We start from the raw sequence: 15,324 nt of genomic DNA, 5'->3' as shown, positions 1-15,324 counted from the left end.
CAAGAGAATTGATTTTTCTTGGAGGTTTTTTGTTATCTATAGTTAATGATCATATGAACTTTCCACTGACCATTATATAGTTGTCGTCTATCAAAGCTTCGCTGTTGTCACTTACTATATGAGGTCTGTCATGCGCAAAATTCCTATCTACTCCCACCCTGCTGCTGGTTGGCCTGCGCTGATCTCATCTACCCAAAAGCTAATGGACTATAAGACATTTTTGCGCGGCGGTATAAGTGTATTCAAAAGCAATCAGCCCCAAGGCGGATTTGACTGCCCAGGCTGTGCATGGCCTGACCATAAGTCACACAAAGCTATCGATGTTTGTGAGAACGGTATTAAAGTCATTGCCAGTGAGACCATGACCCATAAAGCAGATGCCGAGTTTTTTGCAAGGCATACCGTCACTGAGCTACAAGGATGGTCGGGGTACGAGCTTGAGCATAGTGGTCGTTTATCAGAGCCGATGTATTACGATGCGGCGCAAGATCGCTATGTTCCTATTCCTTGGGAAGCCGCTTATAGCATAATTGCTGAGCAGTTAGGACAGTTAGGTTCACCTGATGAGGCGCTATTTTATACATCAGGACGTGTGACTAACGAGCCTGCCTTCTTATTTCAATTGTTCGTACGCTGCTTTGGTACCAATAATTTGCCTGATTGCTCAAACATGTGTCACGAGCCAACCTCAGTAATGCTAAGCAGACAGCTAGGTATTGGTAAAGCGACAGTGATGTTAGAAGATTTCGAGCAGGCTAAGCTGATATTGATGTTTGGGCAAAACCCAGCGACTAACCACCCACGTATGTTAGAGATGCTCGCCCATGCGCATGAGCAAGGGTGTCGAATCATCTCAATCAACCCGATGCGTGAGCAAGGCCTGAGTAAATTTAGAAATCCACAAAAACCAACGCACATGGCAGCTGGTCAAAGTGCTGATATGGTCGATGATGTTGTTCAAATTCAAATCGGCGGTGATGCAGCGCTATTGACTGGCATTGCCAAGTGGTTAATTGAAAACGATAAAATCAATCATGATTTTATTACCACTCATACTTCAGGATTTGAACCTCTAAAACAGTGGCTAACAGAGCAGTCATGGTCAGATATCACACTTGGCTGCGGTATTTCTCAGACAGATATTATCAATCTCGCTGAGCTAGTAGCTGATAGTCCAGCAACGATTTGCACTTGGGGCATGGGCATTACTCAGCATGTACAGGGTGATGACAATGTCGCGATGATTACCAACTTGCTCCTGCTGATGGGTATGATTGGTATCGACGGCGCTGGTGCATCCCCAGTACGTGGACATTCCAATGTACAGGGCGATCGCACTATGGGTATCCATGAGCGTCCTAGCAAAAGCTTACTAGACAGTTTAGAGCGTGTGTTTGAGCACCCTATGCCGCAAGAGCATGGCTACGATGTCGTTACAGGTGCCAAGGCTCTTATCGCAGGTAAATTGAAAGTCTTTATGGGCATGGGTGGTAACTATGCAGTGGCCGCCCCTGATACCAGCGCGATTGAGCAAGCCTTAACCACTACTCAGCTTAATATATTTGTCGGCACTAAGCTTAATGAGACTATGCTATACCCCAGTGCTAATAATTTGATCCTGCCCTGCCTAGGTCGTACCGAGCGTATTGTCACAACAAAGGGTGAGCAGTTTGCCACTATCGAAGACTCCATGTGTCAGATCGTACCCACTCAGGGCAAACTCAAACCTGTTAGCGACACTTTAAAATCTGAAGCGCAAATCGTAGCGGATATCGCGACTCATGTACTCGGCGCCGACACGTCTATTCCTTGGCTGGCGATGAGTGAAGACTTCAATATTATCCGGGACTATATCGCTCAAGCTATTAATGGATTTGAAGACTTTAATCAACGTATTCGCACCTCTGAGCGTGGCTTTCATTTGTATCATGCAGCGCGTCATCGTGTATGGAATACCGAGAGCGGCAAAGCCCAGTTTGAAGTGCCACAATATCCGATTACTTTTGTCGCTGCACAAATGGCAGCTGCAAATGATATCGATGACCATGCAGATACAGCACAAAAGGTTTGGCAATTGACTAGTGTCCGTAGCCACGATCAATTCAACACTATGATTTTTGGGTTTAAAGACCGCTATCGTCAAACGGATCGCCGTGATGTACTGTTCATGCATCCAGATGAAATAAGCCGTTTGGGTTGGCAAAAAGGTGACCGTGTTATGGTCACTCGCCAGCGTGCTAAAGATAGCCTAGAGCAACCGCGTGTATTAGGCCCATTGGTATTGAGCGAGATGGATATTGCCTCTAACGCTGTTGCCGCTTACTATCCTGAATGCAATGACCTCTTTGATTTGGAGACACATGCGCCAGACTCTCATATCCCAGCTTACAAATCGACCACTGTCGTTTTAGAGCGCGTAGAAGCAAATACGTCGATCACTACGCCTGCGTAAATCATACTGCGAAGAGCCAATAATGATATTTTCATTGGCTCTCTAAATGACCATAAGCACGCCCCTACTTTTAGGCCATGATAAACCGTGATAACCATTGAATATAACGCTGAGCAAAGTGAGGCTATTATCGACCCCGCTATGATAGATAACTCAACCGACATTAAGAGAGTTGTACCTAAATCACCTAACGATGATAGGTTGTCAGAGACACCACTTGCTCGTAGTCACTTAGCACAAAAGCATCATTACCCGTCAGTTATTAGCAACCCTAATAATGACTCTCACCTTCAAATCGAATCTCAGACCACCAGCTTAGCAGTCGAAGCTGCGGTCTCTATCATTATTAATGGGATTCATTATGCTGTGCTGATGGCCAGTCCTCATCAGTTAGAGTATTTAGCTGTTGGGTTCTTATTTAGCGAAGGATTAATTCAATACAGTCACGAGTTACTCGACTGGGAAGTGACTCACCTTGCAGATATCGCTAGCTACCAGAAGTTCGTTCAAGATTCGAGTGACGAAGATCTTGACTCAGTATCAATTGAGCAAAGCTTAGAACAATTTCAAGACTACGATATCTATGTCGTGGAGTTGGTATTGAGCCAACGCTGCCATCAACGTATACAGGCACAAAAGCGGCAGCTCGCAGGGCGTACAGGCTGCGGTATGTGCGGTATTACTGGACTAACGCAAGCTTTGCCTGATTTAAGTACTTACTCACAAGACCATTTACACCATGAACATAACCGACAGATAGGTATAAACGGCATTCAAACGAGCGCACCAAGTCTTGACTCCCTATTGGCACTGCGTCAACAAGTGGATGCCGCGCAACATACGCATCAACTGACAGGTGCGGTACATGCCGCAGCGACGATACATAATCAGCAGCTACATTTATTTGAGGATATAGGCCGCCATAATGCACTTGATAAACTCATCGGTTGGCAATTACGCCAAAAAGCAGACGTTAGCTGTGTGCTTATGACTTCGCGTCTCTCTATTGAACTGGTTCAAAAGTCTATTCGAAGTCAAATCCCGTGGCTAGTTGGCATGTCAGCGCCTACCAGTACAGCAGTGCGCGTGGCTGAGCGTTATGGCCTTGGATTGGCTGGATTTTTACGTGATAACCGAGTCACTTACTATACCAAACAAGATAATATATAAAAATTCACTTCTACTTGTTCATTGAGAGCAACCATCATCTATCGCTCATCATCTATTTTTCTAATGAAAGCTTCAGCTACTCATTCATGGTTATAACTTAGCTCATAGCGATATATCACTCAATGCTACTAATAATAAAACCTTATCTTTCAATGCTTTATTAAAAATCTTATTAAATCTCTTTAAATAAATACTTATATGTCATCTTCGGTCATTGTTTGGTAAATATCGGATAATGTTTGAGGTTAATGACATAATAGGTTACTCTTATCCCGCAAATATGTTACAGGCACTTAACAAATATGTAGTTTTATTTATTAATGCCGCTTAGTAACACATCAATCGCAATAGATGAGTAGAGATTTCTCAGCTATTGTTTATTACAGCTGATAAGGCTGTCTAAATCGAGTTCGGGTCATTTTATCATGGCTTAGTGCTTATTCGTAATTCCGCTATAGACACTCATCACATGAGTTTTCTTTAGCATGTAGCTACCTTTGTGTATGCCTATTAATAGCGTGATGGTTTACCCATTAACTGACGCCTATTGAAAGTAGTCCCTGTCTTTTTGATTTGACAGTATCTGTCTCATTAAGATTTGGGCGTAACACTTAGCATTTGCTTACCACTGCAGTTGGTATTTTCGCTATTTATATTAGCCACATACGTTCGGTATGAGGACTGTGTAGGCTATGCTGTATTCCTAATGGTTTGGTATCTTTCATTTTTGCTGAACTTTATTCATCAACTAACAATTGCGAGGTCTGAGTTTGAAAACTGAGTCATTGTTCCAATTTTCATCATTAACGATTATTTTATTATTATTAGCATTTTATGGCGGCACCTATTTACTGTCCTTATTAATCAAAAAAGATAAAGAGACCACTTCTGGATTTATGGTCGCAGGTCACGGTGTTGGCTTTGGTATGGGTGCAGCCAGCATGACCGCCACTTGGATTTGGGCAGCCTCATTTTACGCTGCGGCCACCTCTGGCTATAAGTACGGCGTATCAGGGCCGATACATTATGGCTTTTGGGGTGCATTGATGATTTTGTTCATCTACCCTTTTGGTATGCGCTTTCGTGAATTGGCACCAGATGGCCATACACTAGGTGAACTGATTCATGCCCGCCACGGTTCATCAAGCCAATTAATCTTAGCCATATCCAATATTATGGGCAGTTTAATTAGCTTGATGGTCAACTTTACCGCTGCTGGGGCATTGGTGTCAGTCCTGTCGCCATTATCGTTCCAAACAGGGGTAATGATCGCAGGTATCGGTGTCCTGAGTTATACATTGACATCAGGGTTTCGAGCATCTGTCTTTACGGATTTCGCCCAGTTGGTCGCTCTAATGGCCATTGGCATTGTCATTATTCCCGCCGTGTTATTTGGCATGGGTGGCCCTGAGGTTATGGTCAGCGGGCTGTCGAACCTGACGTTAGAGCAGCAGAACTTTTTCTCCTCTGAGGCATTCTTTCAACAAGGTGCGCCTTACTTCGTCGCTGTATTAGCATATGCTATCGGTAATCAAACCATCACTCAGCGCCTATTTGCGATTGATAAAACTAAGATTAAAGCGACGTTTATCACTGCTACAGTCGGCTATGCTGGTATCGTTATTGGTCTTGGAATGATTGGACTAATGGCTGTGACGATTGGCGTGGAGCCACTCGATGGCAATATGAACAACCTCATTCCTCAAATGGTCAGTACTTATCTGCATCCTGTCTTTATCGCCTTATTCTTTATCTTAGTGATTGGGTCGTTGTCCTCGACCGCTGACTCAGATTTATCAGCGCTATCAACCATTATGATGGCTGATGTCTACGGTAAAAATATCGCCAAAAAAGGCCATGTTAAACCTAAAACAATGATGCTAATTGGTCGCGGCACGATGATTGTTGCGACAGCAGCTGGACTAATTTTTGCGAGCTTTAAGCTTGATATTCTCGTCATGCTAGTATTCGTTGGTGCACTATGGGGGGCTATTGTCTTCCCTGTTATCGCCAGTGTGTTTTGGAATCGCGTCACCAATACTGCCTTTACCTCAGCAGTGATCGTCGGACTACTCTTATTTTGCGTTGCCCGTTTCGAATTACTCCCAATCACTGGTGTCACCGCCCTATTCTTTGAAATACTGGCCAGTGTCGGTGCAGCGGTTGTTATTGGGCTAATGGTCTTTGGATTCTTAGGTCGTAAGATTGGCATGGTCGCCGCAGTTATCACGCTAGTGCTGATGCTTATCTTCGCTACTGGCTTCTTACGTCAATATATGGTCCTGCTAGCCTCTCTAACAGCTTACGGCGCTAGTACCGTCGTCTGTGTGATTATCAGCCTGATGGGAGACGAACACTTCGACTTCGACTTAATTAAGCAGCGTGTGGGCAATTACGATAAAAAGTCGGAAATCCCATCGTCACTTAAATCTTAAATCTTAAATCAAAGTCGCTTTATCCAAGTGCCGATTGGCCAGAAGTATTTGGCTAATCGCTACTTACTTAGCGATATTATAAGGAGATATCATGGACAACGTTTTTATCTACGGCTTATATATCTTAATTTGGCCCGCCATTACTCTTGGCGTACTCGTATTAATTTGCACGGCCACTTATCGTGATGTGAAAAGTGCCAAACGTAACAATAAAGATATTGTTTAGCGCACTATATTTTAAACCATCATCATTACACGCTGGTTTACTGACGGCTTGAAAAAGCCTATTAATAGCATAAATGTCCTGAAATTGGTGCTAAATATAGATAAGATAATAAATAAGCTGTTTTTAATTAAAAAAGGACTTGTAATTTACTATATTTTTGCTAATATAGGCGACCTTGATTGGCTGGATGGCAGAGTGGTCATGCAGCGGACTGCAACTCCGTTAACGCCGGTTCGATTCCGACTCCAGCCTCCAATTATTTATTAACTTTACGTTAATTTTGGCTTGCATTATTATCACAACCGATTATAATAGCGACCACTTATCTAGTAACTAGATGGTCTATCAGCTAGTTTACATCTTAGATAAAACAAGTTTTGCCCGGGTGGTGAAATTGGTAGACACAAGGGATTTAAAATCCCTCGCTAGCAATAGCGTGCCGGTTCAAGTCCGGCTCCGGGTACCATTACATAGTCCTATACTATCTTATAGAACAGCTAAAGCCCCTGATATCAGGGGCTTTGTTGTATCTGGCGTTCCATACTGTCCTGCTCTATCTATCCCAATCCATGCACTTTGAGTATACTGTCAAGTATACCGAGTTTTGAGTCTACTCATGGAGACCTAGGATATGGAAAGAAAAGCGATCAGTTCAGACCGAAGCATCAGCAGCCATAAGCCTGAAGATAAAAAATACTTCGTTCCTGTCAAAAATCATCCCAAGCTATTCTTAATGGTACGTCCTACTGAAACCAAATCATGGATGTATCGCTACTACCCGCCTTCAGACCTTAAGCAAAGTATTATCTCCATCGGTATATATCCAAGTACCTCATATGCTCGTGCCTGTGAAGTTTGGCGTGAATATGAGGACTTACTAAGTAAAGGTATTGACCCTAAAAATCATCGTGAAGAATTAAAGAAAAGTATTATTAGTAAAACTAAAAACTCTTTTAATCATTTTGCTTGGGAGTATTTTGAAGGACTAGAACATACTCAAAAAGGTAATACGTTGATTCGTAAGAAAGGCCGTTTAGAGCTTATATGCTCCTATATTGGTAATGAACCTATCAGTGAAATTGACTCACCTAGAATGCTTGAAGTGCTACTAGATATTCAGGCTAACTCATTAAATAAAGCTGGCAAGCCCACAGATAAGGCTGAACGCTGTGCTGGTATTGTCAGTGATGTGTTTGTCTATGCTGGGGCACGAGGCTTCTGTACGAGTGATCCTGCGGCGCTCATTAAGAGCCAGTTGGCCAAGTCAAGTTACGGTCATCGTCCTGCGGTTACTAAACCGCAGGACTTGGCTAAACTTCTTAGAGATATTGAAACAATAGAAGGTGATCCAAACACCATAAATTCCCTTAGGCTATTAGCGCTTCTGTTTGTTCGCAATGGTGATTTAAGACGTATGCGCTGGGCTGATCTAGACCTAGAGGCTGGCAGGTGGCGGTTGAAGCCATTGAAAGGACAAGGCAAGGTAAATATGGTCAAAGACATGGTCGTTCCCCTACCTCGGCAAGCGGTAGCTATATTACATGAACAAAAAAAGATTAATGGCCATACTGAATACGTATTTTTTAGCCAGACGGCAAAAAAGCATCAGATCATATCTGATGCGACGGCGAATAAGCGTTTGAAGGATTTAGGCTATAAAGATATACATTGTGCTCATGGCTTTAGAGCGACAGCGAAGACCATCCTACAAGAGCATTTAAAGTATCCGCTTGTGCTTGTAGAGATGGCATTGGGTCATACGACTAAAGATCCTAATGGCACAGCATATGGTCGATTTGAATACATTGATGATCGTAGTGATATGATGCAGAAGTGGGCGGACTATTTAGATGCTTTAAGAGAAGGTAGAGATACGGCAGAGTTTAAAGTGAATACAGACGTAAAGGCTAATCCTACTGCACAGTTACAAGCGTTGATTGCTCAGCTTGGAGAGAATAAGGTATTGGAGCTATTGAGAAATAAGGAGTAGTACTTTAATGCCTAAATAGATTGAAAAACACACTATATCTAAAAAATTCCTTTTTAGCGTATATGGTATCTAAAGAGGTATAGTTATAACGATAGTACCTTTTTATTGAAGAAGTAATTATTGCGGCTACGATAGAACTGACCCCTTCTGTTAGGTATGTATATTAAGATATCTAGAATGATTATGAATTTTAGTGATAGTAAGATGAATGATGGAGGTGTTGTATTGCTATCAAACGTGTTGGATTTTCCACTACTTTTAGGCAGATTGATCTCTAATAAGAGGCGTATTTGGATGGATGCTTTAGCTTTTTCTGAACTACTATGTGTGTTGTAGGCCTTGGTAATAAAGCGTTTTACGGTTCGTGAAGCAATAGTTTTATAAATAGCTATTATAATTTCTTATATGCACCTAATGTCATGATCAATATTATTCTGTTTTAGTATCTGATAATCATATCTCTCTGGTTAAGAATGAAAAATGACTTTATCTATCAAAACTTCCCTACGGGATGATTCAATAGCTAAAGTCATTTTTTGTTGGTAATATTCCAACCCTCGTCAGAAGCTTGCAACTGGAAAGTGAACCGCCCCGACTATATCGAAGGCTGATTCACTTGAGTCAGGTAGCCATGCCTTACATGATGAAGTTAGCATAACCATGCTTTGCAAACTCAAAGAGGTCATACCAAACTCTGTCTAAGTATAACTAAACCACCCGATTTTTCTTAAAGTTCTCAGCCTGCTCAAATATCTCTTTATAGACCTCTTTTGAGTCCACAGGTGGATAGCCCCATTCATCGAGCAATACCATTAGATCAAACTGTAGCTCAGCTCGGATATCCTCTTTTTTATTCCAGTCAGTGTATTTAGACTTCTCATCGATGAGCTTTTTCACTTCTTTTGACAGCTCAAGCAGCTTATCTTCTGGATAGGTAAAATCGTACTTATGCGCCAGTGATAGTAAGATGTCGTAAAATGCTTTTTCTTCAAAGTCGATACCCATCTCACCAAACGATGCCATCTCAACCCGTAGCTCGTGATACAGCTTGATGATCTCATCCGAGAAATCGCCAATGACTTCAGCGCGTAGTACATCTTGCTCATCACGGTCGTTATACTTCTCGACCAAAGCATTCATCTTCTTACTGAAATCGACACCCTTTACCTTGTTGGTTTTTTTCAGCTCACCAATGGCTTTAGCGAGCAGCTGTTGCAGTAACTCTAACTTGGTATTGGGCTGCTTAATCACTTCAAGCTTGGCTAGATAATCTTCATCGAAAATATCGATCTCACCATCAGTGTTATCACCCAGCTTAAATATCTCTTCAACACCATCACTCATCAGCGCGTCTTTCACCAGGTCACGTACCTTTTGGTTCATTTGCTCAACGTCAGGTGCGCCCCCAGTCGTGATCTTAAAGATGATGGTACGAATGGCTAGGTAGTAATGAATCTTGTCTTTGTGCGCCTTGGTGAGCGCTTCACTACCCACGCAAATATCATAGGCAGACTTCAAACGCTTGGCTAAATCCATAAAACGCTTTTCTAGCTTTTTAGATCGCAGTGCAAAGTCAGCCGCCGCATTCAAACAGTTGAGCTGCTCTAGTGGTGTACCGTTGAAGTACAGGGTGGAGTCGAAGTTATGGTAGACAGTATCTAGTAGATTTAAGTGGTCTTTCACCACCACGACTGACTTTTGGATATCGTCTAGGTTTTGAACCTGACCGCCTGTGTAATGCGAGAGCGCAAGGTTCATCTGCTTTTTTATGCCGATATAATCGACCACCAAACCGCTTTCCTTGCCTTCAAATTTACGATTGACCCGTGAGATGGTCTGAATCAGGCTGTGCTTTTGTAGGGGTTTATCTATATAGATGGTATCTAGAAACGGTACATCAAAGCCTGTAAGCCACATATCAACGACGATGGCGATCTTAAAGTTAGACTTGCCGTTTTTAAACTGACGGTCGAGCTCCTTGCGGTAGTCTTTATTACCAAGATTGTCCCACATACCTTTTTCATCGTCTTTGTTACGAGTCATGATCATCTTGACGCGCTCCATAGGCATGACATTTTTCTTGTCGCTCTCTGACAAGGTTGAGCCTTCCTCACACGCTCTTACTTCATTCCATTCAGGACGCAGCTCTATAATGTCTTTATATAACTGATAGGCAGCTTCACGGCTGCTACAGACAAACATCGCCTTACCTTTTTGCGTTGTGCCCTCTTCTACTCGCGCTTCATAATGTGTCACAAAGTCTTCAGCAATGGCTCTGATGCGATCAGGGTCACCAAGAATGGTAGACATACTCGCCATGGCTTTTTTACTTTTCTCTATCTGATACTCATTGGTGCCAGCATCTGCGCTTTCTTTATAGTATTTTTCTACTTCATCAAGCTGTTTGCTATCGAGTAGTACTTTGGCAGCGCGGCCTTCATAGACAATACGTACCGTGATTTCATCGAATACCGACTCAACCATGGTATAGCTATCAATGACTGGACCGAAGACATCAAGCGTGGCATCAATCGGTGTGCCCGTGAAGCCAACGTAAGTGGCATTAGGTAGTGAGTCATGTAGGTACTTAGCGAAGCCGTAAGTCTTTTTGACGCCATCTTCGGTGACGGTGACCTTTTGCTGGAGATTAATTTGGCTGCGGTGCGCTTCATCTGAGATACAGATAACGTTGGTACGCTCGGTGAGTAGGGCTAAGTCTTCGGTGAACTTATGGATGGTGGTCAAGAATACACCGCCACTTCTGCGACCTTTTAACTGTTCGCGTAGATGCGCTCGACTTTCGACACTGATGATATTGTCATCGCCGATATAGGTCTTAGCATTGGTAAAGGTTTCAGACAGCTGACCGTCTAAGTCGGTGCGATCAGTGATTAAGATGATGGTTGGACTGCCAAGCTCAATATCGCGCATTAGCAGACGTGCGAGAAACAGCATGGCAAGACTCTTACCACAGCCAGTGGCGCCAAAGTAAGTACCGCCCTTGCCGTCACGTAAGCCATTATCGTTTATTAAGTTGCCATGACTATCGAGCAACTTCATGTGCTGCTTGATATTGGCGTATAGCTTGGTGGCCGCATAATACTGCGGATAGCGACAAACGATTTTTTCTTCCTTGCTTGATTTGTCAGGTACGTAAATAAAATTACGGATGACATCAAGCAAGCGCGTTTTATCAAATAAACCGCTCATCATGGTCAATAAGGAGTGGATACCGTCTTTCTCTAACTTTTCTTCTCCTGTGACTTTACGCCAAGAATAATAGAACTCATAAGGGGCAAAGAATGAACCCATCTTTGAGTTGACCCCATCGCTAATCACGCATAGGGCGTTGTATTTAAACAGCTCTGGAATATCGCGCTTATAACGGGTGGTCAGCTGGGTATAGGCATCAAACATGGTGGCATCTTCGCGGATGCTGCTCTTAAACTCAAACACCACCAGTGGTAAGCCATTGATATAGAGAATGCCATCAGGAATACGCAGCTCAAAGCCTTGTATCTCCATCTGATTGACGATGCGAAAGCGATTGTTATCGAGTGCTTCATAATCAATCAGCTGGATGTATAAATCTTTTTGAGTATAGTCTTCACGCTTGAGTGTGAAGCCATCAGCAACAAGCTTCATGATGGCTTTGTTGGTGTCGTATAAATCAGACGCAGGGAGGTATTCAAGCTTATGAATGATGGACTCAATCTCATAATCTGTGATTGATTCATCGCGGTAACGAGTCGCTAGAAACTGTCGAAGATCAGACTTAATCAGCACATCATCTGGATTGCGGTCAAGTGCTTCACCAACGGTATGTGGATAGCCCTCGTCTGCTAGTAGCTCGATAATGGCTTGCTCAAGCCGATCTTCAGTAAATTTCACTATACATTCTCCACAAGAACTTCAGCGTCTGGAATTCTTAGCTCACCTGACATGAGCTTAGGTAAAAGGGTGTCTCGGAGTTTTTCAAGATTCCTTATTTCACCTATATTGTTATTAACCGACGTAAACAACGGTTCTACAATTTTAGTAAAACCATGTAAAAGGTTTTCACTAGGTAAGCATAAGTAATAATCAGGAACAGCATTTTTTGATAAATGTAATACTGTCGTACCAGTTGAATGTGAATAATTATGGCTTTGAAAAGCTTCGGTTTGTGCTAGTCCATACAGATAATATTTTTGGCTATCAATCTCTGGTCGTACTACCGCTACATCCAATGAAATTACAAGATGCTTATATCTGATATCATCAATAACCATTGCTGGCTTTCCAATAAGATCAGCTGCTTGCGTTACATCGGTATAAGCAATAACCAAATCTCCAGCTTTTACCTCCTGCTCTTCTTTATACTTCCCAGTGTATTCTTTCAGACCATCTAAGCGATATCCTCCACCTCTCTTAAATGATTTCAGAGTTACTAAGGCAGTTTCAGATTCCGACAACTCAGAACTTTTATATGATTTTCCTTTAACTACTTTTGCAATATCTTTTATTTGTAACTCTTGCCAACCCTTCGGAATCCAACCCATCTCTTCCGTAAACTCAAACTCATCAGGAAATAAGCTTTGAATATCTGAGTTGTCTTTTTTCTCAATCCCTTTACGCAGCTCAGCACGCTCAAAGAACTCATCAGGAATGGCATTACCAGCCGCGAGCGCATTATCAATCACTGGATCAAAATCCACAAACCAGCTTTTAAACAACGCCTGCGCCATCGCTTCTAGCGTTTCGTTCATTTGACGGTTTAGTTCGATTTTATCGTCTAACGAACCAAGGATATAAGCAATGGCTTTTTGTTCTGTGAGTGGTGGTACAAACATTTTTATCTGACTAAAGTCACTTTTGTTCAAAATCGGTTGTGCCGATCCTCCAGCCAGTCCTCTAATTTCCGCCTTTCTTGAGCTTAAATTATAGTAAACAAATTTATAATAAAACTCATCGCTTACTACTATAGAATTAATTTGTTGATTCGTTACAGACAGATATTTTGTAATAGCTGATTTACCCATGTCAGAACCAATACATGACACCGAGATACTATTAGCAGGAATGATAGAGTTTTTGACTGATACAGATCCAACTTTACTTAAATATCTTTCAGTCTCACTAATAATCCTCTGGTCATCCATATCTCTAGGTGTAATAAATGGAATTTCGTGACCAAAATTTTCTATTACTTTTGTTTTAGGTGTTTTCCCTGTAACTACTCTACCAATTTCTCCAAGACTAACCTCTTTCCAATCACTCCCCATAACCCAATACCTCCAAGTTCTGACGAATGGTCGCATCAAGCTTCTCAGATTCTTGCATCTGTGCATATAGCGTTTGGCTTAACTCCAGCATTTTAGTTTCAAACGGAATGCCGTCATCCTCAATCGCAGCAGCACCCACATAACGCCCCGGGGTCAGCACATAATCATTGGCTTTGATATCATCTAAGCTCGCTGATTTACAATAGCCTGCTTCGTCTGCGTAGGCTTCATAACCACCTGCTTCTTTCTCACCGCGCCATGCATGATACGTCTTAGCAATCGCTTCGATATCATCTTTCGTAAGTTCTTTATTCGTGCGGCTAATCATGCTACCGATAGCGCGTGCATCGATGAATAAAGTTTCGCCACTACGGTTACGCAAGCCTCGAGCTTGGCTGTCAGCGGACTGGGCGGCTTTATCTTTACTGATAAACCATAAGCACACAGGAATCTGGGTGGTATAAAACAGCTGCCCTGGTAGCGCAATCATACAATCGACCAAATCATTTTCGATAATCTGCTGACGTATCTCACCCTCACCACTAGTCGTAGTGGACATCGAGCCATTTGCCAGTACGAAACCCGCAGTACCGTGCTCAGAAAGCTTAGATATCATGTGCAATATCCAAGCGTAGTTGGCATTGCCTGTCGGCGGTGTCGGATAGCCTGCCCAGCGTGGGTCATCGACCAGCTCATCAGACGCACGCCAATCCTTTTGATTAAAGGGTGGGTTTGCCATGATGAAGTCAGCTTTGAGGTCTTCGTGCTGATCTTTAAAGAACGTATCAGCAGCCACATCACCCAAGTTGCTAGAGATGCCACGAATAGCAAGGTTCATCTTAGCCAATTTGTACGTGGTGCTGGTGTACTCTTGCCCATAGATAGACACGTCTTTGGTATTGCCGTGATGACTCTCGATGAATTTGATGGACTGGACGAACATACCGCCTGAACCGCAGCAGGGATCATAGATTTTCCCTTGATACGGCTCAACCATTTCTGCAATGAGATTGACCACAGACTTAGGCGTATAGAACTCACCACCGCCTTTGCCTTCAGTCGCGGCAAACTTACCTAAGAAATACTCGTACACGCGCCCGACCGTGTCTTCTTCTGGATTACCAATAGTATCAATGTTATTGACCACATCAATCAAAGCAGCAAGCTTACTGGCTGTTAAGCCTAGACGTGAGAAGTAGTTGTCAGGCAATGCACCTTTGAGTGATTGGTTGGTCTTTTCGATGGTGCTAAGCGCTGTGTCGATTTTAAGCGCGATGTCTTCTTGCTTGGCATTCTGCTGGATGAAACTCCAGCGACTCTCCTCCGGCAAATAGAACACGTTGTCTTTGGTATAGGCTTGTACCATATCGATATGCTTTTCATACCCCGTATCGATCAGTTTTTGGCGCTGCTGCTCAAAGGTATCACTGATAAACTTTAAGAAAATCAGGCTAAGGACAATGTGCTTATATTCTGATGATTCGACGCTACCTCGTAGCTTGTTAGCAGCATCCCAAAGGGCTTCTTCAAAATTGCCATTGTCTGTTTTATCTTTTTTGCTTACCGGTGTTTTAGCCATGTTTTTTGATTCTCTATGTTCTGATAGCTAACCATGCAATAAATGCATGATCAGCCGTACAAGAAAGTGATTTGCTTTGTGGTAACAATTTTAGCGAGATTGTGCTTTTAAGCAAGCTTATCTATCAACTCATTTTTGGAAGGAACTGTTATCTCGTACTCAATATAGATCATAAACAATGGTTAATTTTTATTTTGCTGGACTCAGA

The 15,324-nt window shown here is 42.6% G+C and carries 8 protein-coding genes and 2 tRNA genes; 7 read left to right on the top strand and 3 right to left on the bottom strand.

Translation table 11 applies throughout. From position 1 onward, the window contains the following. Nucleotides 1-130: 130 nt before the first annotated feature. From I3249_RS06450 to I3249_RS06420, 7 genes are all read left to right on the top strand, one after another. On the top strand, nucleotides 131-2,452 hold the full coding sequence (locus tag I3249_RS06450; protein WP_238069171.1) for an FdhF/YdeP family oxidoreductase: 2,322 nt from the start codon (nucleotides 131-133) through the stop codon (nucleotides 2,450-2,452). A gap of 87 nt (nucleotides 2,453-2,539) precedes the next feature. After that, nucleotides 2,540-3,622, top strand: a complete 1,083-nt coding sequence (gene fdhD, locus I3249_RS06445; protein ID WP_238069170.1) for a formate dehydrogenase accessory sulfurtransferase FdhD — start codon at nucleotides 2,540-2,542, stop codon at nucleotides 3,620-3,622. A 785-nt stretch (nucleotides 3,623-4,407) separates the two neighbouring features. Beyond that, a complete protein-coding gene (locus I3249_RS06440) occupies nucleotides 4,408-6,057 on the top strand; it encodes a sodium:solute symporter family protein (protein WP_319823146.1) in 1,650 nt (549 codons plus the stop codon). 91 nt (nucleotides 6,058-6,148) lie between these two features. Next, nucleotides 6,149-6,283, top strand: coding sequence for a putative transporter small subunit (locus I3249_RS06435; protein ID WP_219621825.1), 135 nt, complete (start codon nucleotides 6,149-6,151; stop codon nucleotides 6,281-6,283). A 181-nt stretch (nucleotides 6,284-6,464) separates the two neighbouring features. Next, nucleotides 6,465-6,538, top strand: a tRNA-Cys gene (locus I3249_RS06430). Nucleotides 6,539-6,662: 124 nt separating this feature from the next. Further along, nucleotides 6,663-6,749: transfer RNA gene (locus I3249_RS06425), tRNA-Leu, on the top strand. A gap of 165 nt (nucleotides 6,750-6,914) precedes the next feature. Continuing rightward, complete coding sequence (locus tag I3249_RS06420) at nucleotides 6,915-8,273, top strand: tyrosine-type recombinase/integrase (protein WP_238069169.1); 1,359 nt, start codon at nucleotides 6,915-6,917, stop codon at nucleotides 8,271-8,273. Nucleotides 8,274-8,981: 708 nt separating this feature from the next. Here I3249_RS06420 and I3249_RS06415 read toward each other — a convergent pair. From I3249_RS06415 to I3249_RS06405, 3 genes are read right to left on the bottom strand one after another with little or no spacing between them, the layout of a single operon-like run. Next, a complete protein-coding gene (locus tag I3249_RS06415) occupies nucleotides 8,982-12,164 on the bottom strand; it encodes a type I restriction endonuclease subunit R (RefSeq protein ID WP_238069168.1) in 3,183 nt (1,060 codons plus the stop codon). Next, a complete protein-coding gene (locus I3249_RS06410) occupies nucleotides 12,164-13,537 on the bottom strand; it encodes a restriction endonuclease subunit S (RefSeq protein WP_238069167.1) in 1,374 nt (457 codons plus the stop codon). Before I3249_RS06410 ends, I3249_RS06415 begins: the two co-directional genes overlap by 1 nt. Then, nucleotides 13,527-15,116 carry a class I SAM-dependent DNA methyltransferase gene (locus I3249_RS06405; RefSeq protein ID WP_238069166.1) on the bottom strand — a complete coding sequence of 530 codons (1,590 nt, stop codon included), beginning with the start codon at nucleotides 15,114-15,116 and terminating at the stop codon, nucleotides 13,527-13,529. Before I3249_RS06405 ends, I3249_RS06410 begins: the two co-directional genes overlap by 11 nt. Nucleotides 15,117-15,324: the final 208 nt, after the last annotated feature.

Source organism: Psychrobacter sp. Ps1 (genome assembly GCF_022129425.1).
Lineage (GTDB): Bacteria > Pseudomonadota > Gammaproteobacteria > Pseudomonadales > Moraxellaceae > Psychrobacter.
The sequence above is the reverse complement of the archived record's forward strand: the minus strand, read 5'-3'. Positions and strand labels throughout refer to the sequence as shown.